The 23,778-nt window shown below is 67.8% G+C and carries 24 protein-coding genes; 7 read left to right on the forward strand and 17 right to left on the reverse strand.

All coding sequences use genetic code 11. The features are described 5' to 3' along the window. Positions 1-30: 30 nt before the first annotated feature. The 4 genes from infA to WT97_RS10100 all read right to left on the reverse strand — a co-directional run bounded on the left by infA (position 31) and on the right by WT97_RS10100 (position 2,027). Positions 31-294, reverse strand: a complete 264-nt coding sequence (gene infA, locus WT97_RS10085; RefSeq protein ID WP_027780754.1) for a translation initiation factor IF-1 — start codon at positions 292-294, stop codon at positions 31-33. 468 nt (positions 295-762) lie between these two features. Further along, the gene (locus WT97_RS10090; protein WP_006483056.1) at positions 763-966 is read right to left on the reverse strand and encodes a cold-shock protein; all 204 of its coding nucleotides are present in this window, start codon (positions 964-966) and stop codon (positions 763-765) included. 421 nt (positions 967-1,387) lie between these two features. Beyond that, complete coding sequence (locus WT97_RS10095; RefSeq protein WP_179949714.1) at positions 1,388-1,804, reverse strand: type II toxin-antitoxin system VapC family toxin; 417 nt, start codon at positions 1,802-1,804, stop codon at positions 1,388-1,390. Continuing rightward, positions 1,791-2,027, reverse strand: coding sequence for a hypothetical protein (locus WT97_RS10100; protein ID WP_059789726.1), 237 nt, complete (start codon positions 2,025-2,027; stop codon positions 1,791-1,793). Before WT97_RS10100 ends, WT97_RS10095 begins: the two co-directional genes overlap by 14 nt. Positions 2,028-2,519: 492 nt before the next feature. Here WT97_RS10100 and WT97_RS10105 point away from each other — a divergent pair, with 492 nt between their 5' ends. Continuing rightward, complete coding sequence (locus WT97_RS10105) at positions 2,520-3,746, forward strand: acyltransferase (RefSeq protein WP_060353351.1); 1,227 nt, start codon at positions 2,520-2,522, stop codon at positions 3,744-3,746. A gap of 11 nt (positions 3,747-3,757) precedes the next feature. Here the strand turns inward: WT97_RS10105 and WT97_RS10110 are convergent, their stop codons facing one another. Further along, the gene (locus WT97_RS10110; protein WP_082751370.1) at positions 3,758-4,435 is read right to left on the reverse strand and encodes a hypothetical protein; all 678 of its coding nucleotides are present in this window, start codon (positions 4,433-4,435) and stop codon (positions 3,758-3,760) included. Positions 4,436-5,265: 830 nt separating this feature from the next. Between WT97_RS10110 and WT97_RS10115 the strand changes: the two genes are divergently transcribed. After that, positions 5,266-6,651, forward strand: coding sequence for a DHA2 family efflux MFS transporter permease subunit (locus tag WT97_RS10115; RefSeq protein WP_060353352.1), 1,386 nt, complete (start codon positions 5,266-5,268; stop codon positions 6,649-6,651). Between the two features lie 9 nt (positions 6,652-6,660). Here WT97_RS10115 and WT97_RS10120 read toward each other — a convergent pair whose 3' ends face one another. Then, positions 6,661-7,041: a DUF4377 domain-containing protein gene (locus tag WT97_RS10120; protein WP_059505384.1), complete on the reverse strand. Its 381-nt coding sequence runs from the start codon at positions 7,039-7,041 to the stop codon at positions 6,661-6,663. Between the two features lie 296 nt (positions 7,042-7,337). On the opposite strand from WT97_RS10120, the gene WT97_RS10125 reads away from it, so the two are divergent. Next, complete coding sequence (locus WT97_RS10125) at positions 7,338-8,534, forward strand: tyrosine-type recombinase/integrase (protein ID WP_060353353.1); 1,197 nt, start codon at positions 7,338-7,340, stop codon at positions 8,532-8,534. A gap of 126 nt (positions 8,535-8,660) precedes the next feature. Here WT97_RS10125 and WT97_RS10130 read toward each other — a convergent pair whose 3' ends face one another. From WT97_RS10130 to WT97_RS10160, 7 genes are all read right to left on the reverse strand, one after another. Beyond that, positions 8,661-8,879, reverse strand: a complete 219-nt coding sequence (locus tag WT97_RS10130; protein WP_059505388.1) for a YXWGXW repeat-containing protein — start codon at positions 8,877-8,879, stop codon at positions 8,661-8,663. Between the two features lie 58 nt (positions 8,880-8,937). Next, entirely contained in the window at positions 8,938-10,095 is a 1,158-nt protein-coding gene (locus WT97_RS10135; protein ID WP_060353354.1) for a DUF1501 domain-containing protein, read from the reverse strand. 2 nt (positions 10,096-10,097) lie between these two features. Next, positions 10,098-11,492, reverse strand: coding sequence for a DUF1800 family protein (locus WT97_RS10140; RefSeq protein ID WP_060353355.1), 1,395 nt, complete (start codon positions 11,490-11,492; stop codon positions 10,098-10,100). Between the two features lie 229 nt (positions 11,493-11,721). After that, positions 11,722-12,225: a periplasmic heavy metal sensor gene (locus WT97_RS10145; protein ID WP_059505394.1), complete on the reverse strand. Its 504-nt coding sequence runs from the start codon at positions 12,223-12,225 to the stop codon at positions 11,722-11,724. Beyond that, a complete protein-coding gene (locus WT97_RS10150) occupies positions 12,222-12,641 on the reverse strand; it encodes a hypothetical protein (protein WP_059789542.1) in 420 nt (139 codons plus the stop codon). The genes WT97_RS10145 and WT97_RS10150 overlap by 4 nt, the downstream gene beginning before the upstream one ends. Next, on the reverse strand, positions 12,638-13,423 hold the full coding sequence (locus tag WT97_RS10155) for an RNA polymerase sigma factor (protein WP_082751371.1): 786 nt from the start codon (positions 13,421-13,423) through the stop codon (positions 12,638-12,640). Before WT97_RS10155 ends, WT97_RS10150 begins: the two co-directional genes overlap by 4 nt. 226 nt (positions 13,424-13,649) lie before the next feature. Beyond that, entirely contained in the window at positions 13,650-13,949 is a 300-nt protein-coding gene (locus WT97_RS10160) for a YXWGXW repeat-containing protein (RefSeq protein WP_059505398.1), read from the reverse strand. 321 nt (positions 13,950-14,270) lie between these two features. Here WT97_RS10160 and WT97_RS10165 point away from each other — a divergent pair, with 321 nt between their 5' ends. Both WT97_RS10165 and yddG read left to right on the forward strand, forming a co-directional pair. Further along, positions 14,271-15,956, forward strand: coding sequence for a metallophosphoesterase family protein (locus WT97_RS10165; RefSeq protein ID WP_059505401.1), 1,686 nt, complete (start codon positions 14,271-14,273; stop codon positions 15,954-15,956). A gap of 590 nt (positions 15,957-16,546) precedes the next feature. Next, the gene (gene yddG / locus WT97_RS10170; protein WP_060353356.1) at positions 16,547-17,488 is read left to right on the forward strand and encodes an aromatic amino acid DMT transporter YddG; all 942 of its coding nucleotides are present in this window, start codon (positions 16,547-16,549) and stop codon (positions 17,486-17,488) included. 70 nt (positions 17,489-17,558) lie between these two features. Here yddG and WT97_RS10175 read toward each other — a convergent pair whose 3' ends face one another. Next, entirely contained in the window at positions 17,559-18,191 is a 633-nt protein-coding gene (locus WT97_RS10175) for a LysE family translocator (RefSeq protein WP_179949766.1), read from the reverse strand. 118 nt (positions 18,192-18,309) lie between these two features. Next, positions 18,310-19,206, reverse strand: a complete 897-nt coding sequence (locus tag WT97_RS10180; RefSeq protein WP_059789545.1) for a LysR family transcriptional regulator — start codon at positions 19,204-19,206, stop codon at positions 18,310-18,312. A 616-nt stretch (positions 19,207-19,822) separates the two neighbouring features. On the opposite strand from WT97_RS10180, the gene WT97_RS10185 reads away from it, so the two are divergent. Next, positions 19,823-20,080 carry a hypothetical protein gene (locus tag WT97_RS10185; RefSeq protein ID WP_006478949.1) on the forward strand — a complete coding sequence of 86 codons (258 nt, stop codon included), beginning with the start codon at positions 19,823-19,825 and terminating at the stop codon, positions 20,078-20,080. A gap of 286 nt (positions 20,081-20,366) precedes the next feature. Beyond that, entirely contained in the window at positions 20,367-20,666 is a 300-nt protein-coding gene (locus WT97_RS10190; RefSeq protein ID WP_059505405.1) for a DUF4148 domain-containing protein, read from the forward strand. 84 nt (positions 20,667-20,750) lie between these two features. Here the strand turns inward: WT97_RS10190 and WT97_RS10195 are convergent, their stop codons facing one another. Both WT97_RS10195 and WT97_RS10200 read right to left on the reverse strand, forming a co-directional pair. Further along, positions 20,751-22,523: a diguanylate cyclase domain-containing protein gene (locus WT97_RS10195; RefSeq protein ID WP_059789546.1), complete on the reverse strand. Its 1,773-nt coding sequence runs from the start codon at positions 22,521-22,523 to the stop codon at positions 20,751-20,753. Then, positions 22,520-23,650, reverse strand: coding sequence for an extracellular solute-binding protein (locus tag WT97_RS10200; protein WP_059789547.1), 1,131 nt, complete (start codon positions 23,648-23,650; stop codon positions 22,520-22,522). Before WT97_RS10200 ends, WT97_RS10195 begins: the two co-directional genes overlap by 4 nt. Positions 23,651-23,778: the final 128 nt, after the last annotated feature.

A 23,778-nucleotide genomic window follows, 5' to 3' on the forward strand; every position in this document is an offset into this window, starting at 1 on the left:
TGCGCGCTGATGCGCACCGGTCGTGGCCGCTCAGCGGCGCGGCTGACCGCTTCGCGGCGGACGCGGCGAGTTCGCGTCCTTGTGCCGGAAGTTGATGCGGCCCTTGGTGAGGTCGTACATCGACAGTTCCAGCGTCACGCGATCGCCCGCGAGAATGCGGATGTGGTTCTTGCGCATGCGGCCCGACGCGTACGCGCCAACCACGACGCCATTTTCCAGCGTGACACGGTATTTGCTGTCCGGCAGCACTTCGTCGACGATTCCGTCCAGTTCCAGCAGTTCTTCTTTTGCCAAACCAATTCCTCCAGACAAGGTGATTGACCGCGGCCGCGGCGACTGCCCGGCGCCGGCTCCCCCAAACGGGACGGCGGCCGGCAGGCGGCCGGGATCGGTTCGTTCAGACGGGCCACTGGCCTGTCTTGCGATCGGAGCCCGGCGCGTTGCGGCGTTCGGGCGGTCGGTGGCGGCGGCGCAATGAGCGCCGCGCAAGTCGGGACCGCGCCGGCTACGGGGCATGGCGGCGGCCTGCTCGGGTTGATGCGTTGAAGCGGTGATGCGCAGGCGAAGCGCCAGGCGCTTCGCGAGGGCGTTGCGTCGCACGCGGGTCACGCATGCGATGAGGGAGGCGTCACGACCGATGCATCGTGAATGTCGCGATGCATCGGTCGTGCGCATCGGAACGCACAGGCCGCCGTCATGCGGCGCCCCGCGCGATACTCCATCCGGCAGCGGCCGCCGCTCGGCGACCGCTGCCGATGCGGCTTACTGCGGCGTGATGTTCGACGCTTGCAGACCCTTCGGGCCGCGCTTCACTTCGAAGCTGACCTTCTGGCCTTCGGCCAGGGTCTTGAAGCCCGTGCCGCGAATTTCCGAGAAATGGGCGAACAGATCGTCGCCGCCGTTGTCCGGGGAAATGAAACCAAAGCCCTTGGTTTCGTTGAACCACTTGACGGTACCGGTATCCACAAATACTTCCTTAATACAAATAATTGAACATGCGCCCGCGACGGGCACAGAAAGAATCAAAGAGGGAGAGACCAACGACTGCCGCACGGTGTGCGGCCAATGATGAGCAATCGGACTTCTTGACGACTTCGGTCTCGGACACTACGCGGTAACGACCGCCTCGTCAAGTTATTTTGATGCAGCGCACAAGCGCGGACCTTCAGGCGCCGTCAAGGAGGCCGATCGGTCGAGCGCGTTACATCGTCTGTCGGGACGGGAGCATGGACGGTAAAAGGCGGAGTTGCGCCGCGAAAGCGCGCCGGCAGACGATTCGGTGCCCGGGGCGCGAAATGTGGCGGCCGTGTCGAGCCGGCCACGGGAGCCAGACGTCGTGCGCTAGCCTGGCCGCCCGACTTCACACGACGTCGGGCGGCCGCCGCGACTAGTCGAACGGATTCAGCAACCGGACGCCGGTGCGGGCGAAATCGTCGACGTTGCGCGTGACGACCGTCAGATCGTTGATCAGCGCGGTGGCTGCGATCAGCTTGTCGAGTTCGTGCGTCGGATCGGGCACACGCAAATGCCCCCACATCTGGCTGATCTCGATATCGACCGGCAGGATGTTCGGCGCATAGCCGGACAGGATCATCGTCATCCAGGCCTCGAGCGCCGACGCCTGGCTGTGATCGCCGCGATGACGGATCAGATCGACACCGCGCCGCAACTCGGCCACCGTCACGACCGACAGGTAAAGCGGGCTCGCGTCCGCTTCGGCCTGCCTGAAGAACGCCCGCACGCCGCGGTTGGTTCGCTTGCCCTTCCTGATTTCGCTGATGACGTTCGTATCAATCAAAAACACGCCGGACCTCGCCTGAATCCTGAATACGTTGGAAATCCGCGTCTTCGCCAACCTCCGGCATGCTCATCAGCACTTGCGCGAAAGTCCGCCGCTTCGGCCGGCCGAGCGCGTCGGCCAGAATGGCCCGGTGTTCGGCCTCGGCGCTCCTGCCATTGGCCGCCGCCTGCTCGCGCAGGCTTTGAACGATAGTGTCATCCACGTTACGCACCAGAAGATTTGCCATGAGTACCTCCATCCAGATTTGCTATCAATGATAGCGCCATGAAGGTAAATTGCAAGCATTGTTATCACCCTCATGGCCGGACGGACCACTGAGTCGGCTCGGACCTGCGGCAATCGACGACAAGAATTTCGTCCATCTTCCGCCACCGGTCCGACGCATCGAACTGCTGTCGCTCAAGGTAAGCCGGAGCGGGACGGCGTGGAAGCCGGCCGGATGGCCAGTCGAGCGCCGTCGATCACGACGCATGCCCGGCCGGCGAGGAACGGGATTTGCGCCGCGAGCACCGTCGGCGGCAAGCGTCACGAATCCGGCCGTCGCCTCGATTCGCGCTGAAACATCGTGTTGCACAACCGGCCGCGACCGGCGCCATCGTTTGATACCATCGAATCACAAGACCGGCGATCGAACGCCGTGCGAAGCGCGCAGAAGACCTTGCATCGACGCGGACCCTCCGTGCCTGAAATCCCGATCCAAGACACGAGACGCTTTTCAGTGGACTTCGTTACGCCCTCTCTGGAAACCCTGTTCTCCCCGACACCCGACAAACTCTACTTCCCGGCATGCGTTGCGGCCGTGGCGATCATCGCGTGGCTGGTTGCCCGGCACGTGCCGTTCTACCGAGCGGCCGTCGACAAGTCGCTGTCGATGCGCTATCGCAATCTCGACGGGTTCCGCGGCCTCCTGGCCACCTCCGTGGTCTTCCATCATTTCGCGTGCAACCAGGCGTTGCTGTCGACCGGCGTCTGGGGCGCCGGCACCGACTTCCTGCGCAATCTCGGGACGATTCCCGTCGCGATGTTCTTCATGGTCACCGGCCTGCTGTTCTGGGAACGCGCATGCAGAGGCACGTTCGACGTGCGGACATTTTTCGTCGGACGCGTACGACGCCTCGCGCCGCTCTATCTGTTTTACGCGGCCGTCATCGTCGTCTGCACGCTTTACTGGTTTCCCCGCCATGCCGTCGACGCACCGACGCAGTTGCTGGCCGACCTGCTCAAGACCGTTTCGCTCGGCTGGTTCGGCGCGTTCCCGATCAACGGGGCGCAGCGCACCCCGTATCTGAGCGGCGTCTGGTGGACCCTCGCCTACGAATGGCGGTTCTACGTCGCCGTTCCGTTTCTCGCGTGGTTCGTCGCCACGCGTGCGTGGCGCAAGCTGCTTGCGCTCGCGATCGTCACGGCCTGCGCGGCGCTGTTCGGGCCGCCCGGTGGCATGGCGCTGCTGTTCGCGTTCGGCGCGGTGGCCTACGAGGTGTCGCGGCACCCCGCGGTCCGTGCGCGGCTCGCCACGAAACCGGCGGCGACGGTCGCGCTGCTGATTCTCGCGATGTCTCCGTCTCCCGCCGAACGGTATTCGATCGCGGGCGCACTGCCGCTGCTACCGGCGTTTCTCTGCATCGCCAGCGGGAACACGTTCTACGGCGTGCTCAAGACCCGGCCGCTCGCGCTGCTCGGCACCGCCAGTTTCAGCATCTACATGATCCACATGGTGATCGTGTACATGATCGTTCACGCGTTCAACAATTTCGTCTTCCCGATCAATTCGGTCGACGATTCGGGCATCTGGGCGCTCGCGCTGGCGTGCGCGCTGGTTGCCGTCTTCTGTGCGCTGCTGACTTACCGCTACGTCGAGCATCCGTTCATCGCCAAGCGCCACGACGCCCGCCCGGCACGCCGCGCGGCGGAGCCCGCTCGCGAGCGTCAAACGGTCACACCGTGACCCGTGCGCGCTCAGAAACGGTACGAGATGCCGATCTGCAGGACCGGATACCACCGATAGCGCGACATCGTCTGCCGCAGCGAGTCGAGCCCGCTCGCGATCAGCACCTGGCTCTTCGCCGATCCGGCCGCCGCGGCCAGTGCCGGCGACAGCGTGTACGAACATTTCGGTATCCCGTACGCGACGCCGATATCGGCAACGAACCCGAGCCCTTTCGACGCCGGCCGATGCCCGTAGCCGATTCCGACATACGGCATCACGGTCGGATAACGCGCTTGCGCGACCGCATACATGCCCGGAAGCGCCGGATAACGCTTGCCGCCGAATACGTAGGTTCCGTTGGTCGGTACGGACACGCCGTGAAGCTCGTCGTCGTTGAAGCGCAACCCGAGCGTCGCGCGAAAGCCGCTGCCTCGCCACGGAAAGACATCGGCATACAGGCCGCCCTGGCGCAGCTTCAGGTCGTCCTGATAGCGATTGCCGGCCACCGTGAAGTCATGTGTCAGATCGATCGCGTTGAAATCCGCGTGCGCGCCCAGCATCGAATTGAAGCTCACGGCCGCCCCGATGCCGACGCCCTGCGTGCCGCCCTGCAGGTAGATTTCCTGCGCATGCGCGCTCGCGACGAACATCGCCGCGACCGCTGCCCATTGATTCACCGTCGTTTTCACGGGCGCCTCCCCCGACATGTGCCGGGCGCGACGCGACGCACACGCGGCCTTCGTCGCGATGCGCGATACGAACCCCGGCACGACACCTTGCAAGCACGCTTGCTGTTCGACGGATCGGAGCGCGGTGCGCGGTGCGCGTGGCCGATACGACACGCGCTGCGCATGCGCCGTGGCACACGGCGCGCGCGACCCGATCCGGTTCCCCGTTTGTTTCGATGTCGTTACATGCCGCCGATGCGCGGATCGTTCTGGCGAAATTCGTCGGCGCGGGCGGCATCGGGTGAACCGCAAAGGGCGTGCCATGCGGCGCTGACCGAAGCGGAAAAAGCGCCATCAGTCGGCACAGGCGGTGGCGCGAGTCGCAATCGAGCGGAAATGTTTCATGAACGTATCCGTATTCGGCGAGCGACACCCAAACACGCGATGTACCGTGTTGCGTGTCGACCGCGCATTGATGGCGCAATGCCCGCGGAGCGAAGCCGGACGGCCGTCAGCGCACGCGCGTTGCCGTTGCGATCGGTCGCATACGGAGCGGCGCATTGAAAATGCGTTGCAAAAATGCAGCTTCGTGCCGGGCCCGGGCGTCGCCGATGCACGATCCGGCGCGACGAAGCAGGATGAATACCGATGCATGCGCATGCATTTTGTCCGGCCACGCGCGACATGCTGCGCGAGCCCGGTCGGCTCAGGTCGTGCGACGTCGTCGAACGGATGCAGAAGCGGAAAGCCGGATCATGTCTCGATGCGGTTGGCAAGACCGCTTCCCGACGACCGGCGGAATCGGTACCATCGAGCGGGCGCCGCACGACCCTGCACCGGCGCCGGACCTTCGTACCACCGATTTCGCCATGTCCCGGGAACCCACACATTCCGCGTTGCTCTGGATCGTCGCCGCTGCCTTCTTCATGCAGTCGCTCGATACGACGATCGTCAACACCGCGTTGCCCTCGATCGCACAAAGCCTGCATGCGTCGCCACTCGCGATGCAGCCCGTCGTGGTCGTCTACACGCTCACGATGGCGATGCTCACGCCGGCCTCCGGCTGGCTCGCCGACCGGTTCGGCACGCGCCGCGTGTTCTCGGTCGCGATCCTCGTGTTCGTGCTCGCGTCGATCGCCTGCGCGGCATCGCACACGCTCGGCCAGCTCGTCGTCGCGCGCGCCGTGCAGGGCATCGGCGGCTCGATGCTGCTGCCGATCGGGCGGCTCGCCGTACTGCGCCGCGTGCCGGGCGAACAGTACGTCGCGGCGATCGCGTTCGTGTCGATCGCCGGCCAGCTCGGCCCGATCGTCGGGCCGACGCTCGGCGGCTGGCTCACGCAGGCGATTTCGTGGCACTGGGTGTTCATCGTCAACGTGCCGGTCGGCGTGATCGGCTTCATCGCGGTTCAGCGCTATCTGCCGCACGACCAGGCGACGCAGCCGCCGCCGTTCGACTTCGTCGGCTGTGCGCTGCTGTCGGCCGCGATGATCGCGCTGTCGCTCGCGATCGACCCGCCGATGCCCACGCACCGCGCCGCGTGGTCTGCCGCGCTCGCCGGGCTCGGCCTGGCGAGCGCGCTGGCGTACCTGCCCCACGCGCGGCGACGCACGCAGCCGCTGTTCCGGCTCGGGTTGTTCCGCGAGCCGAACTTCGGGTCGGGGCTGCTCGGCAACCTGCTGTGCCGGATCGGCACGAGTTCGGTACCGTTCATGCTGCCGCTGCTGATGCAGGTGCAGCTCGGCTATACGCCGCTGCGATCGGGGCTGATGATGCTGCCGGCCGCAATCGCGGGCGTCATCGCGAAGCGGTGGATCGCGCCGCTCGTGAAGCGCTTCGGCTATGCGGCGTTTCTGGTCGTGAATACGGGGATCGTCGGCTGCGCGATCGCGGGGTTCGCGCTGGTGTCGGCGCGGCCCGCGCCGGTGCTGGAAGGCGTGCTGCTGATCGTGTTCGGCGCGGCGAATTCGATGCAGTTCGCGGCGATGAACGGCGTGACGCTCAAGGGGCTGTCGCACGCCGACGCGGGCAGCGGCAACAGTCTGTTCACGATGATGCAAATGCTCGCGATGGGGCTCGGCGTGTCGATCGGCGGCGGGCTCGTCAATCTGTTCGCCGCCTATCGGGGCTCGACGGCGCACGGGTTCATGCTGTCGTTCGCGTGCATGGGCGCGGTGACCCTGCTGTCGTCCGTCGTGTTCCGGCGGATCGATACGGCCGCGCCGGCCGGTGCGGCGGCGCGCCCTTCCGCGTGATCGCGGCCGTCAGTTCACCTGGCGGCGCTCGACGACGCGCTTGAGCACCCAGCGGATCGACGAGCCGTCGGCCGGCGGCCGCGCGACGCGGTATTCGTCGACTTCGAGCGTGTACAGGTAGCCGGGCTGGTACGCAAACCCTTCGATCCCCGCGTACCACAGGCTCCACGGCTCGCTCGGGCTGCTACGCACCTGCAGGCACTCCATCGGCGCGACGCCCGTGCAACGCGCGGACTGCGGCGCGACGTAGACGGTCTTGGCCACGGGCTCGCCGTCGGCCGGGCGGGCGGCGTTCGACGCGGTGGCCGCCGCATCGGTCTGGCATCCGGCGAGGAGCGTGCTGCCGGCCAGGATGGCCGCGCCAAGCAGCGTTCGGATCTTGCGAATCATCTGATATGCCTCCGGGAGCGTTGAAGGGCCAATTAGACGAGCCGCCCGGCGAGAAGGTTCACGAACACCTTACGGAGCGCGTTCGAGCACGCTCATTCATCGGATGTCGCGCGCGAGCCGATACGTTACGCTGTTCCGGCGCCGCCGCGCGCATCATCGCCGGCTACGCGATCGCCGTCGACGGCGGCTTCACCGTGCGGCGATCGTGTACCATCGACGCTTTCCGATACGCCTTGGCGCGCCGCGTTCGCCCACCAGGCCAAGCCCGCGCGGTTCGCACGGCGCGTTCCCTTCGCATGACCTCATCCGTTCCGTCCGACACCGCGCTGCGCCCGCTGCCGATCGATACGCTGGCCGTGCCGGCCGCGCTCGACGGACGCACGGGCACCAACCGCTCGGGCAGCGCGCATCCGCAGATCGCCGCGACCAACGACCTCGACGCCGTGCGCGCGTGGCTCGCCCGCTTCGTCGATACGCCGACCACGTTCCAGAACTACCGCAAGGAAGCCGAACGCCTGCTGCTGTGGGCCGTGATCGCGTGCGGCAAGCCGCTGTCGTCGCTCACGCACGAGGATCTCGCGGTCTACCGGCAGTTCCTGCTCGCGCCCGCGCCGGCCGATCTGTGGTGCGCGAACGGCGGCCGCAAGCATCCGCGCGACGATCCGCGCTGGCGGCCGTTTTACGGGCCGCTGTCGGCAGCCAGCCAGCGGCAGGCGCTGGTGATCCTGAACGTGATGTTCTCGTGGCTCGTGCAGGCCGGCTATCTGGCCGGCAATCCGCTCGCGTTGTCGCGACAGCGGCAGCGCCGGCCCTCGCCGCGCGTCACGCGCCATCTCGGGCAGCCGCTGTGGCAATCGGTGAAGGACGCGATCGCCGCGATGCCGCGCGACGATGCCCGCGCATGCTTCCATGCGGATCGCGCACGCTGGCTGTTCACGCTGCTGTATCTCGGCGGGCTGCGCATCACCGAAGCGGCCGATACGACGATGGGGCAATTCTTCTGCCGGCGCGATGCGAACGGGCACGAGCGCTGGTGGCTCGACGTGACGGGCAAAGGCGGCCGGCAGCGGCTCGTGCCGGCCACCGACGAGATGATGGCCGAGCTGGCGCGCTACCGGCGCGCGCACGGCATGCCCGCGCTGCCGCTCGACGACGAATCGACGCCGCTCGTGCTGCCGCTCGGCCAGACGCGCAAGCCGCTCACGCGCGCGGCGCTGCACCGGATCGTGAAGCAGGTGTTCCGGCTCGCGGCCGACCGGCTGCGTGCTCGAGGGGATGCCGGCGAACAGCCGGCGCGCGTGCTGGAACAGGCGTCCGCGCACTGGCTGCGTCACAGCGCGGGCTCGCACATGGCCGACGGCCGCGTCGACCTGCGGCTCGTGCGCGACAACCTCGGCCATGTGTCGCTCACGACGACGAGCCAGTATCTTCACGCGGACGACGACTGGCGCCATCGCGAGACGGAAGAGAAGCACCGGATCGGGTGGGACTAGACTGCGTTCCGCCGCTCGACGGACGAGGTCGATCCCGCCGGATCCACCGTTGCTGCGGCACTTCGCACGGTCGCGCGTCTCCGGCACGTTGATCTCGCCGCACGACACGTCGACACGCTTGCCGTGTCAGTACACCGCCACCCAGTGCCCGGGCACCCACGCCCAGTGATTGCCGGCCCACCGGTAATGCCCCTTGGCCCAGCGATAGCCGGGCGCGGGCGGCGGCGGCGCCACCTCGACGACGGGCGCCGGCTGCGGCGGCCGCACGGGTTCGACCACGCACGCGGACATCAGCACGGCACTCGCGCTCGCCAGCACGGCGAGCGAAACGGATCGGATCTTCATTGTCGATGCTCCCTGTTGTGTAATCGATCGGCGGGGCCAATCGCCGATACGTGCCGCGTCACGCGGCCCCGCGAATCAGGCCGCTCATCGGCCGCGTCGCGCCGCTTTCCGCGAACAGCGCTGCCGCGGTGCGGCGGGGATCGAGCCGCAGGCTTTCGGCAGCCGCGCCCGCGATCAGCGCGTCGAGCGACGCAGTCGGCTTCAGGTCGCGCCCCTCGTACAGATCGCCGGGCCGCAGCCCCGGCCAGTCGGCGATCACACGGCCGCCTGCCACCGCGCCGCCCGCAAGCATCGCGACCGACGCCTGCCCGTGATCGGTGCCGCCCGTGCCGTTCGCGGCGGCCGTCCGGCCGAACTCGGTCGCGACCAGCACCGTGGTCTGCCGCCACGCAGGGCCGAGGCCGTCGCGCAACGCGGCGAGCATCGTGTCGAGCGCCTTCAACTGATTCGCGAGCCGCGCGTTCTGCGCGCTGTGCGTATCCCAGCCGCCCGTCTCGATCATCGCGATCCGCGGGCCGTCGTCGCGCGCGAGAAACGTCGCGGCGAGCTTGCCGACGCCGGCCGGGTCCTGCCGTGCATGCGCATCGCCGGCGAGACCGCGCGCCTCCATCGCCGCTTGCCACAACGGGCCGAGCTGCGCGTCGGCTTCGTAGAGCGCCGACACGCGCGTGAGCAGATCGTCCGGCGCGGCCGGTAAGCCGGACGGCGCATACGACGCGGCCTGCACCGTGCCGCGCAGCGCGAGCGGCACGGTCGGCGCGAATGCGATCGCGCTGTCGCGCGTCGCCGGCAGCAGCGCGGCGAGCCGGTTCAGCCAGCCGTCCTTCACCTGGTACGGCGCACGGCCGCCCGTTTCGAGCACGTTCTGGCCGTCGAAATGCGAGCGGTCGCGATACGGCGATGCAATCGCATGGACGAACAGCGCCTGGCCGTCACGATACAACTGCGCGGTCTGCGCGAGCGACGGATGCAGCGCGAACGTACCGTCGAGCTTCGTCGCGGCCGCCGTGTCGATCGCGAGCGGGCCGCGCAGCGACGCATACGCGGGCTCCGCGTACGGGACGACGATGTTCAGGCCGTCGGCCGCGCCGCGCTGGATCACGAACACGAAGCGCCGGTCGGTGTCGACATTCGCGAACACGATCCGCGGCGCAACGAGGATCGCGCCCGTGCCGGCGGCGGCAACGCTGAGAAATTGTCGGCGGGACAGTGCCATGGTCATCTCCGTTGGAAATCGGGCGACACGAGCAGCAGCGCAAGCGACGTCGTCGCGCTTTCGGCGCGCGCGAGCGCGGTCGCGGTCGGCGCGCTCATCGAACCGGCGAGCAGCGTGTTGCCGAGCGTGCGCGGGTCGAGCCGGTCGCCCGTGCGCGCGGCCAGGCGCTGCGCGATCTCGACGCGGCGCACGAGCGCGTCGGGCGCGGCCCAGCTCGCGGCGACGTCGTCGTAGCCGGCCGGCGAGCCCGGCCGCCACACCGGCTGGCCGAGTTGAGCCAGCAGCGGCGCGGCCTTCAGATCGCCGGTGTCGCGCCAGCCGAGCCCGCGCAGCGACGATACGGCCCACTCCCACGGCGTCTTGAACTTGCGGTCGACCGGCGACCACGCGTCGGGCGCGTCGACGAGCGCGCGATAGACGGCCGGCAGGTCGCCACCGCTCGCATCGAACGCACGCGCGAGCCGTTCGGTCAGCGCGGGCGGCGGCGTATCGGCGACGAAATGACGGGCGAGCTTGAATGCGATGTGCCGGCCGGTCGCCTCCGATCGCGCGAGATCGTGCAGGATCGCGCGCGCCTGCGCTTCGCCCGGCTGATCGTAGGTGCGGCCCATCACCGTGCGCGTGCCCGGTTCGTGCAGATTCGGGCGGAACACGAATGCGCCGGGCGCCGCATCGCCCGGTTGCGGCCCGCGGCCGCCGGCGATGCTCCAGCCGGTCAACGCGCGGGCGAATTCCGTCACGTCGGCCTGCGTGTAACCGGTGCGCACGCCGAGCGTATGCAGCTCCATGATTTCGCGTGCGAGGTTCTCGTTGAGCCCTCGCTTCGCGGAAGGATTGCGTGCTTGCGCACGCAGCGCGGCCGGGCTGTCGGGACCGACCGAGCGCGCCTGATCGAGGAACGTCTGCATCGCCGGATGCTGCTCGACGGCGACGAGCATGTCCTCGAAACGGCCGAGCACGTGCGGGCGGATCGCGTCGCGTTCGAATGCCCCCGCGTATGCGGCCACCTGCCCCTTGTCGATCGATACCGCGAAATGGTTCGCCCAGAAATGCACGAGACGCTCGACGAACGGCGCGGGCGTGCTCAGCGCGCTGTTCATGCGCGCGGCGACTGCGCTGCGATACGCGTCGTAGCCGTCGCGGCGGATCGACTGCGCGGTTGCGCGCTTGGCGGCCGCGTCGTCGCTCGTCATCGCGTTGCGGGTGTTCGCGAAGCGCGTCGCGAGCGTGACCGCGTCCGGCTCGCCGGCCCATGCGGCCGGCCGTGCGTCGTATCGGTCGAACTGGGCAAGCAAGGCGGCCTTCGGGTCGGTGGGCGGTGCTTCGTCGGCTCGCGCGCCGAGGCCGAAACGGTTCAGCGCGATCGCGGCCGGCGTGGAGTCGTTCGGGTGGTCCATGACGGGCTCTCTTGCGGTGCGTACTCACGTTCAACGTAAGGGCACCGGGAAATCCGTCGCGGGAGGGGAAATATTTTTTGCGATCGGGGAAACGGCAGGCGGAAGTTTCGCAGCACGGCGGCATGCATCGTCAACGGACGACGACCGCGCGACTCGCCGGAACCGGCATACGCATGACGCGCGAGCAACATGCAGATCGAATCGCGGGCCGCCCGCGCACGGTTTCCTTTTACTCGCTCGCCGATGCGTCGGGCTTCTTCTGCAGCTTCGGCGGCAAACGCCAGTTGCCGCTGCGCTGCAACCCGTCGACGAACTTCGCGCGCTCGTCGGGCGTCAGCGTCGCCGCGAAATCGACGACGCTGCGCTCGACCTGCGCCCGCAGCGCGGTGTCGGCCGCGCGCGTACGGTCGAGCGCGGCGTCGATCGCCGCGCGATCGAGTTGCGGCGCGGCAAGCAGGTCCAGCACGGTGATCCGGCCGTCGCGCCCTTCCCGCGCGAAATCGCGGCCGCTCTTGCGCGCCGCCTTCAGCACGGCGGCGAACTCGCGCTGGCGCGCATCGGGCAATTCATCCGCCGCGAAACGCAACGCGGTACGTGATGCGGGCGTGCCGGGCACATGCTGGTCGCGGTAGGTCGAGAACCATTGATATGCGCCGCCGCCGATCGCGCCGAGCATGAACACGTTCAGCACGACCGAGCCGACGAGGGTGAATTTCCAGCCGCGCTCGGTCATTCGTCGCCTCCGTCCACGCTCGGACCGCCGAACGTCGTCGTCAGATAGCCCGGCTCGTGCTGTACCGACGGCGCGCTGCCGAGCATCAGCATCGACACGGCCACCGCCCCCGCGAGCGCGCCGGCCAGGCCGACGCCGGCGAACGCCGCGCCCGACCACCATACGGCGCCGCGCCGGCGTGCGCGCTGCGGCGCGGGCGCCGTTGCGACGATGCGCTCGACGAGCGCCGGCGCGGGCGGCGCGACCGTGTCGCATGCGAGCCATGCGTCGAGGTCGGCCGCCTCGTCGAGCGCCAGCAGCGCTTCGCGCGGGTTCGCATGCGCCCATGCCTCGGCGGCAGCGCGCTCGCCGGCCGGCCAGCGCCGCGCGTCCGAGCCGTACGCGGCGACGATGGTACGAAATCGTTCGGGTGTCATCGCTTGTCCTCGCTAGGTGGGTCGCCGGCCAGTTGCGCGCGCAGGTTGCGCCGCGCACGGGCAAGCAGGCTTTCCAGCGCATCGACGGTGATGCCCATCAGGTTGGCCGCTTCCACATTCGACATTTCCTGATAGTACTGGAGCACCAGCGCTTCCCGCTGCCTCGGCGGCAACGCGGCCAGCGCCCGCCGCACGCGCGCGTCGCGCGAACGCAGCTCCGCATGCGCGGCCGGCTCCGGTTGCGTGTCGGGCACGTCGGGCAGCGTGTCGACGGGCTCCTCGCGGCGGCCTCGCAACCGGTCGTAGCACAGGTTCAGCACGACGCGATGCAGCCACGTGTCGAAGCGGGCTTCGCCTTCCCGCCAGCGCGGCGCCTGCTTCCAGATTCGCAGGAACGTCTCCTGCGCGACATCCTCGGCTTCGTTCCGGTCGCCAAGCATGCGCGTCGCCAGGGCGAGCAGCCGCGGCAGCTTGCGCGCGACGAGCACGCGTACCGCCGACGCATCGCGCGCACCGACGCGCGCGACGAGTTCCGCGTCCGGATCGCGGTCGCCGCGATCGTTCAACGTCGCCTGCTTCGTCGCGCGGCGCGCTGGCGCCGCACTGTCACGGCAGGGATCCCCGCCGCCCGGCTGAAGCTCATCGTCGTGCTCTCCTTGCATGCGTCGGGCCATCGCCGGACGGCGCCATGCCGCCCCTTCGTCGACGCCGCGCGCATCGCGCCCGGCATCGCACACGGCGTCGGCCGTGCCGGTTTCATCGACATCCGGTTCGCGCCGCATGTCGATCCTGTCGGTCGGCCCCGCGACCACCGGCCGGCGCGCTCAATATACGACGACCGGCGCGGGCCGGTAATACACCGGACGGGCCGGCACCACGACGCAGCCGGCCAGCACGATGGCTGCGACCGCCAGTATCACGATGGTTCGAAAAGGCATCGCCACGACTCATGATGTTGCGTGAAAAATCCGCTGCGCCGGCACCGCGTGCCGCGCGCCGGCGTGCACGTCAGGCCCAGTGGCCCGGCACCCAGCGCCAGGCCGGGCCGCGCGCGGCCCAGTGTCCGGGCACCCAGCGGTAACCGACGCGCACGACCTGCCAGTGGCCCGGAATCCATACGTAGCGGCCCTGCCGCCAATGCCAGTGCCCCTGATCCCAGACGTAACCCGCACGGGGGGCCGGCATCACTTCGACGCGCGGCGGCGGCGGCGCGTAAGGCGCGACGATGACGGCCTGCGCGAATGCTGCCGACGTCGCGAGCGCAGCCAGGCAACCGGCGGCCAATCGCAATGGAACAGAAAGTTTCATGAAAGACTCCGAAATAACGGGCATCGACCGGAAGCGGTCGTTCATGCGTTAAACGGAGCAAGCGGGAGAAATCCGTCGCGGTATCGGCAAATTAATTTCGGGGAATCGAACGTGCGCGGAAGCGGATCGCAGGCCGCGACGCGCGCCCCTGCACATCGGCCGCCGCAGGCGCAGGGTTGCGGCACTGTCACAACGCGGCAAAACTGCCCTTCGACAATGCATGCGACCGGGATCCCGCTCGTTTCCGGCCCACGCCCCGGCCGTGTTCGCGCATGGCCGCGCGGTTCCACGTCTCGCGTCCCTTCAACGAAAACACCGACCATGTCGAACCAGGACACTCTCCCTGACCAGCCGAACGAGCCGGCCGCCTCCGTGTCGCGTCGCGGCTTCCTGAAACTTGCCGGCGTCTCCGGCCTCGCCACCGCCGCCGGCGGGCTCGCGGCAGCCCGTGCCGCCGCGTCGAATCCGGACGGCACGCCCGAGCAGGTTCACCTGACGTGGGGCAACGACCCGACGTCCGAAGTCGTGATCTCGTGGGCGTCGCTCGCCGCGGCCGTCAATCCGCGCGCGCGCATCGTCGCCGACGGCGAGCCGGCGCGCACCGTGCACGGCGTCCAGCGCCTGTACACCGACGGCCTGAACGGCGAGACCGTGTTCGCGTACCACGCGCGCGTGCACGGGCTGAAGCCGGATACGCGCTACCGCTACGAGATCACCGCCGACAACGACAGCAATGCCGCGCAGCCGTTTTCCGCGAATTTCTCGACCGCGCCGCGCGGCCGGGCGCCGTTTCGTTTCACGAGCTACGGCGATCTCGCGACGCCGAACGGCGCATGGGTGCTGTCGTCGCCGCAGAGCCGCTTCGCGGTGCAGGCCGTCGAGCAGTTCCAGCCGCTGTTCCACCTGCTGAACGGCGACCTCTGCTACGCGAACCTGAACCCGGCGCACCAGCCGGACGTGTGGCGCGATTTCGGCAACAACAACCAGACGTCGGCCGCGAATCGTCCGTGGATGCCATGCCCCGGCAATCACGAGATCGAATTCAACAACGGTCCGCAGGGGCTCGACTCGTACCTTGCACGCTATACGCTGCCGGAGAACGGCACGCATTTTCCGGGCCGCTGGTACAGCTTCCGCGTGAGCTCCGTGCTGTTCGTGTCGCTCGACGCCGACGACGTCGTGTACCAGGATGCCGCCGCGTTCGTCGGCGGCCCTGCGCCGCTCGTGCCGGCCGCGAGCACCGGCCGCCCGCCGATCGAGCCCGGCACGTCGTTCTACGTGCGCGGCTACAGCAACGGCGAGCAGACGCGCTGGCTCGAGCGCACGCTGCGTCATGCCGCGCATGACGACGACATCGACTGGATCGTCGTGCAGATGCATCAGGACGCGCTCAGTTCGTCGAAGACGGGCAACGGGTCCGACAAGGGCATTCGCGAAGCATGGTTGCCGCTGTTCGACCGTTACGGCGTCGATCTCGTGCTGTGCGGCCACGATCACGACTACGAGCGCAGCTACCCGGTGCGCGGCTGCAATCACCGCGCGGGCGTCGATGCGAAAACCGGCGAAGTGGTCGAGACGCTGCAGCCGCGACCGGTCGGCTCGAACGATCCGAACCGTACGACGTTCGACACGAGCCACGGCACGATCCACCTGATCCTCGGCGGCGGCGGCACCAGCGCGCCGCTCGACGTGTACGGCGAAAACCCGTCGACCGGCTTCGCGCAGGCGAAGGTGTTCACGAAGCCGAACCGGCCGGTGCCGGGCACCGCGCCGAACACGTTCGTGCGCCAGCCGGCCGATGCGCTCGAGGACGCGATCTGGTCCGCGCGCCGCGATACGGGCACCGGCTACGGAATCGCGGTGTTCGACCACGATCCGGGCAAACCGGGCGGCCACACGACGATCACGATGCGCTACTACCATGCGCCGGGCGCCGATCAGCGCCCGACCGCGCAGTACGAACTGTTCGAGACGATCGAGCTGAGCAAGAAGCGGCGCGAGCGGTGATCGACGCATCGGGTGCTCGCCGCGGCGGGCGCCCGATGCGTTACCGTCGGCGGACGGCAGGTGCGGCGCAAGTTGCACTGCCGCCGCGCACACCGGTCCATGCGGATGCGTTTCGAATACCGCATTCACACGCGTCCGCCTCCTCCTTCGGCCGGCGTATTCCATGCCATCGCAACGATGCTGCGGCAAGCACATCGCGACATCGGCGTCGGTCCATGCGAACGACGGCTCGAAATTCGCGATGCGACCGGCGGCCGACCGCCGATCGATCTGTCGACCGAGGAACCCGGCTTCCTCCTTGTCACCACGCTCGGTCCGACGGGAATGCGATGCTCGACGCGATCGGACCCGCGCGATCGGGAATCGGCGCCGCGTGGCGTATCGACTACGTGCGATCGGCTCGCGCGAGCCAATCGATCGTACGCGCCGATCCACCTGCGTCGCTGCAACCGCCGCCCCACCGTAAAATGCGCGTTTCCCGCGAAATCTTCCCGTTGTCTCGCCGTTGTCTCGCCGTTCGTGATGGCGGCACGCGCAGGCGGACTCACATCATCCGAAATCGAATTGGCATGTTGAAACAGGCAGCACGCATGAAACGCAAGAACAAGGCAACGCTCATCGGGCTCGGCGCGGTGCTGTTATGGGCCTCGGTGGTCGCGCTCGTTCGCGGGGTCAGCGAAAGCCTCGGCGCAACCGGCGGCGCGGCGACGATCTATACGGTGGCATCCGTGCTTCTGGTGTTCTCGATCGGCTTCCCCGACCTGAGCCGATTTCCGAAAAACTATCTGCTGTGGGGCGGGCTGCTGTTCGTGTCGTACGAGCTGTGCCTGGCGTTGTCGATCGGCTACGCGAGCAACGGTCGGCAAGCGATCGAAGTCGCGATGGTCAACTATCTGTGGCCGAGCCTCACGCTCGTCGCCGCCATCGTGTTCAACAAGCAGCGCGCGAACCTGCTGGTCGTGCCCGGCGTCCTGCTGTCGATGCTCGGCATCTGCCGGGTGCTCGGCGGCGACCAGGGGCTCGATCCGGCCGGCATGCTGCGCAACGTCGCGGACAATCCGCTCAGCTACGGCCTGGCGTTCTTCGGCGCGCTGATCTGGGCCGGCTATTGCACGGTGACCGCGCGCATCGCCGACGGCAAGAACGGCGTCACGCCGTTCTTCATGCTGGTCGCCACGGTGCTCTGGATCAAGTTCGCGATCGAAGGCGGCGGCGACATGACGTTCAGTTTTCATGCGATCGTGTACGTCGTGCTCGCGGCGTCGGCGCTCGGGTTCGGCTATGCGGCCTGGAACACGGGCATCATGCACGGCAACGTGACGATCATCGTCGGCGCATCGTACTTCACGCCGGTGCTCGCCGCCGCCTTCGCCGCCGCGCTGCTGGATGCGCCGCTGTCGGCCGAATTCTGGCAAGGCGCGGCGATGGTGTGCGGCGGCTCGATCCTGTGCTGGCTCGCGACGCGCAGGCGGCGCGACGAGGCCGAGCCCGTGCGGATCGCCAAGGAGGCCGAAGGCAATTGCCACGGGTGACGATGGCCGGTACCTTCAACGGAAGGCCGGATCGCGGCCGGCCATGCGCCGACGCGTCGACCGCCGCGCCCTAACGCTGCGATTCCAGCGCAATCCGCACGGCCAGCCCCGCCAGCACCGTCCCCATCAACCAGCGCTGAACCGCGGCCCAGAGCGGCCGCCCTGCAAGAAAACCCGCGATCGACCCGGCCGCGCAGGCAATCAGCGCATTGACGCTGACGCTCACCGCGATCTGCACGCAGCCGAGCGCCAGCGATTGCGCGAGCACGCTGCCGTGCCCCGGCACGACGAATTGCGGCAGCAAAGACAGATACATCACCGCAATCTTCGGGTTCGCGAGATTCGTGACGAAGCCCATCGCGAACAGCCTGACGCGGCTGTCGTGCGGCAACTGCCGGACCTGGAATGCGGAGCGCCCACCCGGTTTCAGCGCCTGCCACGCCAGGTACGCCAGATACAGCGCGCCGGCCACGCGCAGCGCATCGTACGCATACGGCACGGTCATCACCAGCGCGGTGATGCCCACTGCCGCGCACACCATGTAGAACACGAATCCCAGCGCGACGCCGCCGAGCGACACCAGCCCGGCGCGGCGGCCCTGGCAGATCGAGCGCGACACCAGATAGATCATGTTCGGTCCCGGCGTCAGCACCATACCGAGCGACACGAGTCCGAACGCAACGAGGGTGTGCAAGGCCGGCACGGCACGCTCCTTCATGGCAACGACAACGAGGTTCGAACAATATATTGCATCTCGGCCATCGGTGGCATGAATAAACTGCAAGCCCCTCATGAGCGCCGTTCATCGTGCGCGCCAGTCGCTATCGGCCCTTTTTCGCGCGCGTCCGAATCGCCTTTTCCGCCTTCGCACGTTGCGCGTCGACGAGCCGCACGAACGCGTCGGTAACCGCGTTGCCGGCGGTATTCCACGCCAATCGCACGGAGCGATGCAGCCGCGGAGACAGTGCCAGCACGCGGCCGCCGAACGGCGTGTACGTGAGCGTGATGCGCGGCACGATCGATACGCCCATGCCGGCCTCCGCCATCGACAGGATCGTGCGCATCTCGACCACGTTGAACGCGGCCCGAAGCGGTACGCCGCCGCGCGCGAAGTAATCCGCGATCACCGGCCCGCATCCCGCCTTCGAGAAAATGAACGGCGCCCCGGCCAACTGTCTGGCTGACACGCTCTTGCGGCCAACGAACCTGTCGTCGGCCGCCACCGCGACGAAATCCTCGTCGAGCAACGGCAGGTTGTGCGCGAACGTCTTCGCGCCGGCGACCACGCCGACGTCGGCCGTCCCGTCGTCGATCCACCCTTCGACTTCGCTGTCCGTCCCTTCGAGCAGCACCGCCGATACGCCGGGGTGCATCTCCTTCAACGCCTCGAGCGCGGGAACGACGAACGCCAGCGACACGCTCGGCAGCGACGCGACCACCAGCTTCCCTTCGAGTTTGCCGCGCGACAGGCTGAACTGCTGGCGCAGCATCTGTGCTTCCCGCACCACGCTCTGCACATACGGCCACAGGCGTTCGCCGGCCGCCGTCAGGACGACCGGCTGCCGGTCGCGCCAGAGCAGCTTGACCTGCGTGATGTCCTCCAGCTCCGTCAGCGCGTGGCTGATCGCGGATTGACTGCGGCTGAGCCGGTCTGCCGCGGCCGTCAGCGAGCCGAGTTCGACCACGGCGGCCAGTGCCTGCAACTGGGCGAGCGTCATCGGGTTTCCTTGTTCGGGGGTTGTATGTCGTACATGAAGCGACCGATCGACTTGAATTATATTGAACCGATGCGACGGTCACGCAGCCGACAGGCGCACCTCGCCACGCGCGCGCCGAATGCCTCGCGCGACGCTCGGGTACGGCGCACGATCGAACCGCCGGCACGCTGCATGCAACCGATCGCACATGCGTTCTGAAAGCTGCAACGCGCAGTATTCGCAGACCGGGCGTATCGCCGCCACGGACGGCCCGATACGGGACCGGTTTTGCTGCACGTATGCCGATGTCGACGTCGGCGTTGCCATGTTTTCAAAGGCACGAAATGGAAACCTATGTGTTGCTGGGCTGCGGACTGGGCCTTGGCCTGCTGATCGCGATCTGGGGTATCTGGTCGCTCCGATGACGTGCGCCGGCCCCGTCCGCGCGCAAGGATTCCGTATGGAAAAGGATGGAAAACCGAAGTTGTAGGCGAACCGTTCCGGCTCACTTGATTCGTAGTCCGGTTCAGTCTGCCCATCGCCTGCATTCGGAGCCGCCGGCGCCTCTGCCGCCTGACGCATGGTACGTCCGGCGCCAAGCCCTGCTTCAATTCCGAAGACGCGTTAGACTAGACGGATGGAACAATGCCGTTATTGTCAGAGAATCCGCGATGAATGGGATTGCCATGGCGACGAATGCCGCCGCGCGATCGCCAAGGCGCTGCGCCGGCAGCGCGCGGGTCTGCCGATGGTCCCCGATCGCATCCGCAACGAGCTGCCCTCCGGCGCGCCGACCCAGCAGGTGATCGCCGTCCTGTCGCGCCAGCGCCTGCGCGCGCGCCGCGGCAACGAGGAACGCCGCGAGCGCAAGGAAATCGACGACGACGGGGTCTGAGCAGCCCTGACGCGATCCCGCCGCGAGACATTCGCCGGTCCTGCGCAGCCGGGTGCGCGCCTGTGCACCCGTGCACGACATCCCGCCCTTCACTTTCCCAGTATTGCCTGCAATCCCCGCAATACAGCATGGGGACAGTACATGTCTGCCTCGAAATTATTACTCCGAGCGCAACGATCTTTCACTCAAACTCACGTTTACCCTAGGTAAGCCGGCGCCTACGATGTAATCAACCGCTGACGACATGGTGTCGAACGCGGAAAGCCAATAAACATCGGAGGTCATCATGAAATCGCTCGTTTCCGCAGTCGCCGCCGCCGTCGCGCTGTCCGCCTCGTTCGGCGCATTCGCACAAAGCACCGTGACCCGCGCCCAGGTGCGCAACGAACTGGTCCAGCTCGAGAACGCCGGCTACAAGCCCAGCCAGTCGAGCCCGTACTACCCGGCCGACATCCAGGCCGCGCAAGCCCGCGTGCATGGCATCGACAACAGCGGCTTCGGTTCGCAACCGGCCGCAGCCGTCGAGAGTGGCGCACCGGCCGGCCGCGCACGGAACCCGCGCGACTCGGTCTACTTCGGCCACTAAGCGTGCCGCTGCGCGCCACGCGCGTGCGGCCCGCACCGGAGACGAGCCCGTCCAGCGACGGGCTCGTTGCGTTCCGGCGCGCCGTCAGCGGTTGCCGCCCGACGCAACGCGGCCAGTCTCGTCAGGCACGCCGCCACGCATCAAATCCTGATAGCGCACGCACACGCACTGCGCGGACGCCTTCGCCGCGTACATCGCCGCGTCGGCCTTGACGAGCAACTCCTCGGCCGACGCGCCATCCGCCGGAAACTCGCTGACGCCGATGCTCGCGCCGACGGCCATGCGTCCTTCGTCGAACTCCAGTTCCTCGGCCATCACGATCTGGATGCGCGTCGCGACATCGCCGATCACCGCCGGCGAACGCACGTCCGAAATCAGCACGATGAATTCGTCGCCACCGAGCCGCGCCACCATGTCGCCGCTGCGCAGCACCTGGCTCAACCGCTTGGCGACGGTGACGAGCGTGCGGTCGCCGGCCGAGTGCCCGTGCTGGTCGTTGATCTGCTTGAAGCGGTCGAGATCGACGAACATCACCGCCAGCCCCTCGCCCACCGCGGCCGCATGCCGGATCGCGGCATCGAGATGCTCCATGAACAGCAGGCGATTCGGCAGGCCGGTCAGCGGGTCGTGACCGGCGAGGTGCGTCAGTTCCAGTTGCTTTGCGCGCAACATCGCCATCTGCGTGCGAATCTCGACGCGCATGCTGTCGAAACAGCGCGCGAGCACGCCGATCTCGTCGGCCCGCGCAACGGGCAGCCGTTCGGCTGCCGGATCGTCGAACACGTGCGTCGCGGCACGCGCGAGCGTCTGCAGCGGCCGCGTGATCGCCCGCGCGAACAGGATCGCGAGAATCACCGCCAGCACGCTCGATACGAGCACCATCCTGACGATCCGTTCGCCCAGCATGCCGGCCGGCGCGAGCACGTCCGCGAGCGGGCGGGCCATCCCGAGCACGACGAAGCGGTTGCGCTCGTCGTGCCCGAACGGCGTGCGCACGAACGCGAACATCTGTCCCGGCGCCTCGTCGGGCTGGGCAAGCCCATTGAGCGTCACGTTCGTGCGCTCGCCGTCGAACAGTGCGCGCGTACCGGCGAAGCGGTCCTGCATCAGCACGCGCCGGCCGCGATCGAAGCCGAACGTCTGCTGCGGATCGGGATGCACGAGAAAATCGCCCCACTCGTTCGCGAGATAGATCCCATAGTCATCCGGCAGATCGCGTTCGAGCCGGGCGAACACCCGAGAGAGTTCAACATCGACGACGAGTGCCCCGACCGTCCGGCCCGATGCGTCGGTCACCGGCGTCCCCACGCGCAGGATCGGCAGGCCTTCGGCCGCATGCGATCCCGTCTCGTGATTGATCGCGATCGGCGACAGGTAGATATGGCCGGGCGCCGTCGCGAGCGTATCGAATACGTAGGAGAACTGCCCTTTCTCCTGAAACACGCTTTCTGGCAGCACGACGATGCCGTGCGCATCGCGATCGAGCCGAATGCGTTCGATCCCGAAATGCCCGCTCGCGATCAGGCGGATCTGCAGGTATTCCGCGTGATTGCTCATGAAGCTGTAATACACCTGCTCGAGCCGCATGCGTCGCGCGGCGTCCGGATGGTCGCCGCCCGCGACGAACGCGGAAGACGGCAACTGCGCGAGCACGAGCGCATCGTCGGCAACGTCGGCGAGCGCGGTCGTGAAGCGCTGCCCGAGCAGTTGCGTCGACATCAGCAGACTGTGCTGCGCCTCCTGCACGAGCATCGCGCGGTTGGCGCGATACGCGTAGTAGCCGGTCGTGCCGGACGCGATCACGCCGATGCACGCGAACAGCACCGACAGCTTCGACGTGAGCCCGAGCCGAATCATTTTCCGAACCGCTCCGGCCGATCGCCCGACACGATGCGGCTCCACAGCGACTCGCGGCGCGCGATGTCCTCCACGGGCTGAAGCCACACGAGATGCTGATGCCCGGTATCCAGGCCGCGCGGCGGCTCGAGCGTGTTTGCGAGCCCCTGACGCTCGGTCAGCAGCGCGCCGATCGCCGGTTCGAGCATGTAGTTGATCCATGCGAATGCAAGCTCGGGACGAAGCGCGCCGCGCGTGACGGCCCAGCAATCGAGCCACGCGAGCGCGCCTTCGTCCGGGATCACGTAGCCGACGTCCGCGCCGGCGCGACGCAACTGCTCGACCTGCTGCGTGCCGTAGTTGCCGAACATCAGCGCCGCGCGATGCTGGACGAACAGCGCGGTCGCTTCTTCAGGAAGCGTGTAATACGTCAGCAGGTTGCGGCGCAGGTCGATCAGCTTGCGGGCCACGACGAGCGTCTGGGCGGGCGACAGGCGGAACGGATCGGGATAGCCGAGCGCCAGCGCCGTGAACGAAAAATTGTGCTGCGCACTGTTGAAGTCGAGCACCTTGCCGCGATAGCGCGGATTCCACAGCTCGCGCATCGAGTGCGGCGCGGCCGGCACCTGCTTGCGGTCGTAGATCAGCCCCATCGACGAATACGTGAACGGGATCGCGTACGATGCGCCGTCCTGCACGAGCCCGCCAATCGTCGCGAGCTGCTGGAAATTCGGTAATTGCCGCCGCCGGTTCGGGATGCGCGACAGGTCGATCGGCGCGAGCAGGTGTTCGCGCGCATAGCGCTGGATCTCTGCCGTGTTCGCGGCGAGCACGTCGTAAGGCGGCGGCGAAGCGCCGTGCATCCGCGTCCACAGCGCTTCGTCGGAATCGACCAGCGTCACCTCGACGCGCACGTGAAACTGCGCCTCGAATGCGCTGACGATATCGCTGTCCGCGTAACCGGGCCAGGCCAGCACGCGCAGCACGTTGTCGTTGACGGTTTCGGGAGAGACGGCGAAGGCTGGCAGAGCGAGCGCAAGTAAGCCCAGCGTCGATACGATGCGCAGCGTGCGCACGGCGCCGCGGGCGCGTGTGCGTACGCCGATTCCCCTGATCAATCGCACCCCGCGTGAATCGCCCGGCTGCATTCGACTGTCCTTTTTCGAGTCGATGCGATATCCCGCAACGAGACCATAAAACGCAGGGTCACGCAATCGGAACAAGCCGCACATCGCGCATTTTCATCGGGCCTCACGGTGGAATGCGACCCAATTAC

Origin of the sequence: Burkholderia sp. MSMB1459WGS (assembly GCF_001534535.1) — a bacterium.
Classification (GTDB): domain Bacteria; phylum Pseudomonadota; class Gammaproteobacteria; order Burkholderiales; family Burkholderiaceae; genus Burkholderia.

What these genes read in the sequence shown, in the direction of transcription:
- WT97_RS10100 (WP_059789726.1), bottom strand. Translation starts at nt 2,027, where the DNA reads ATGGCAAATCTTCTGGTGCGTAACGTGGATGACACTATCGTTCAAAGC.
- WT97_RS10110 (WP_082751370.1), bottom strand. Translation starts at nt 4,435, where the DNA reads ATGTCGGGGGAGGCGCCCGTGAAAACGACGGTGAATCAATGGGCAGCG.
- WT97_RS10115 (WP_060353352.1), top strand. Translation starts at nt 5,266, where the DNA reads ATGTCCCGGGAACCCACACATTCCGCGTTGCTCTGGATCGTCGCCGCT.
- WT97_RS10120 (WP_059505384.1), bottom strand. Translation starts at nt 7,041, where the DNA reads ATGATTCGCAAGATCCGAACGCTGCTTGGCGCGGCCATCCTGGCCGGC.
- WT97_RS10125 (WP_060353353.1), top strand. Translation starts at nt 7,338, where the DNA reads ATGACCTCATCCGTTCCGTCCGACACCGCGCTGCGCCCGCTGCCGATC.
- WT97_RS10130 (WP_059505388.1), bottom strand. Translation starts at nt 8,879, where the DNA reads ATGAAGATCCGATCCGTTTCGCTCGCCGTGCTGGCGAGCGCGAGTGCC.
- WT97_RS10135 (WP_060353354.1), bottom strand. Translation starts at nt 10,095, where the DNA reads ATGGCACTGTCCCGCCGACAATTTCTCAGCGTTGCCGCCGCCGGCACG.
- WT97_RS10140 (WP_060353355.1), bottom strand. Translation starts at nt 11,492, where the DNA reads ATGGACCACCCGAACGACTCCACGCCGGCCGCGATCGCGCTGAACCGT.
- WT97_RS10145 (WP_059505394.1), bottom strand. Translation starts at nt 12,225, where the DNA reads ATGACCGAGCGCGGCTGGAAATTCACCCTCGTCGGCTCGGTCGTGCTG.
- WT97_RS10150 (WP_059789542.1), bottom strand. Translation starts at nt 12,641, where the DNA reads ATGACACCCGAACGATTTCGTACCATCGTCGCCGCGTACGGCTCGGAC.
- WT97_RS10155 (WP_082751371.1), bottom strand. Translation starts at nt 13,423, where the DNA reads ATGCGGCGCGAACCGGATGTCGATGAAACCGGCACGGCCGACGCCGTG.
- WT97_RS10160 (WP_059505398.1), bottom strand. Translation starts at nt 13,949, where the DNA reads ATGAAACTTTCTGTTCCATTGCGATTGGCCGCCGGTTGCCTGGCTGCG.
- WT97_RS10165 (WP_059505401.1), top strand. Translation starts at nt 14,271, where the DNA reads ATGTCGAACCAGGACACTCTCCCTGACCAGCCGAACGAGCCGGCCGCC.
- yddG (WP_060353356.1), top strand. Translation starts at nt 16,547, where the DNA reads ATGAAACGCAAGAACAAGGCAACGCTCATCGGGCTCGGCGCGGTGCTG.
- WT97_RS10180 (WP_059789545.1), bottom strand. Translation starts at nt 19,206, where the DNA reads ATGACGCTCGCCCAGTTGCAGGCACTGGCCGCCGTGGTCGAACTCGGC.
- WT97_RS10185 (WP_006478949.1), top strand. Translation starts at nt 19,823, where the DNA reads ATGGAACAATGCCGTTATTGTCAGAGAATCCGCGATGAATGGGATTGC.
- WT97_RS10190 (WP_059505405.1), top strand. Translation starts at nt 20,367, where the DNA reads ATGAAATCGCTCGTTTCCGCAGTCGCCGCCGCCGTCGCGCTGTCCGCC.
- WT97_RS10195 (WP_059789546.1), bottom strand. Translation starts at nt 22,523, where the DNA reads ATGATTCGGCTCGGGCTCACGTCGAAGCTGTCGGTGCTGTTCGCGTGC.
- WT97_RS10200 (WP_059789547.1), bottom strand. Translation starts at nt 23,650, where the DNA reads ATGCAGCCGGGCGATTCACGCGGGGTGCGATTGATCAGGGGAATCGGC.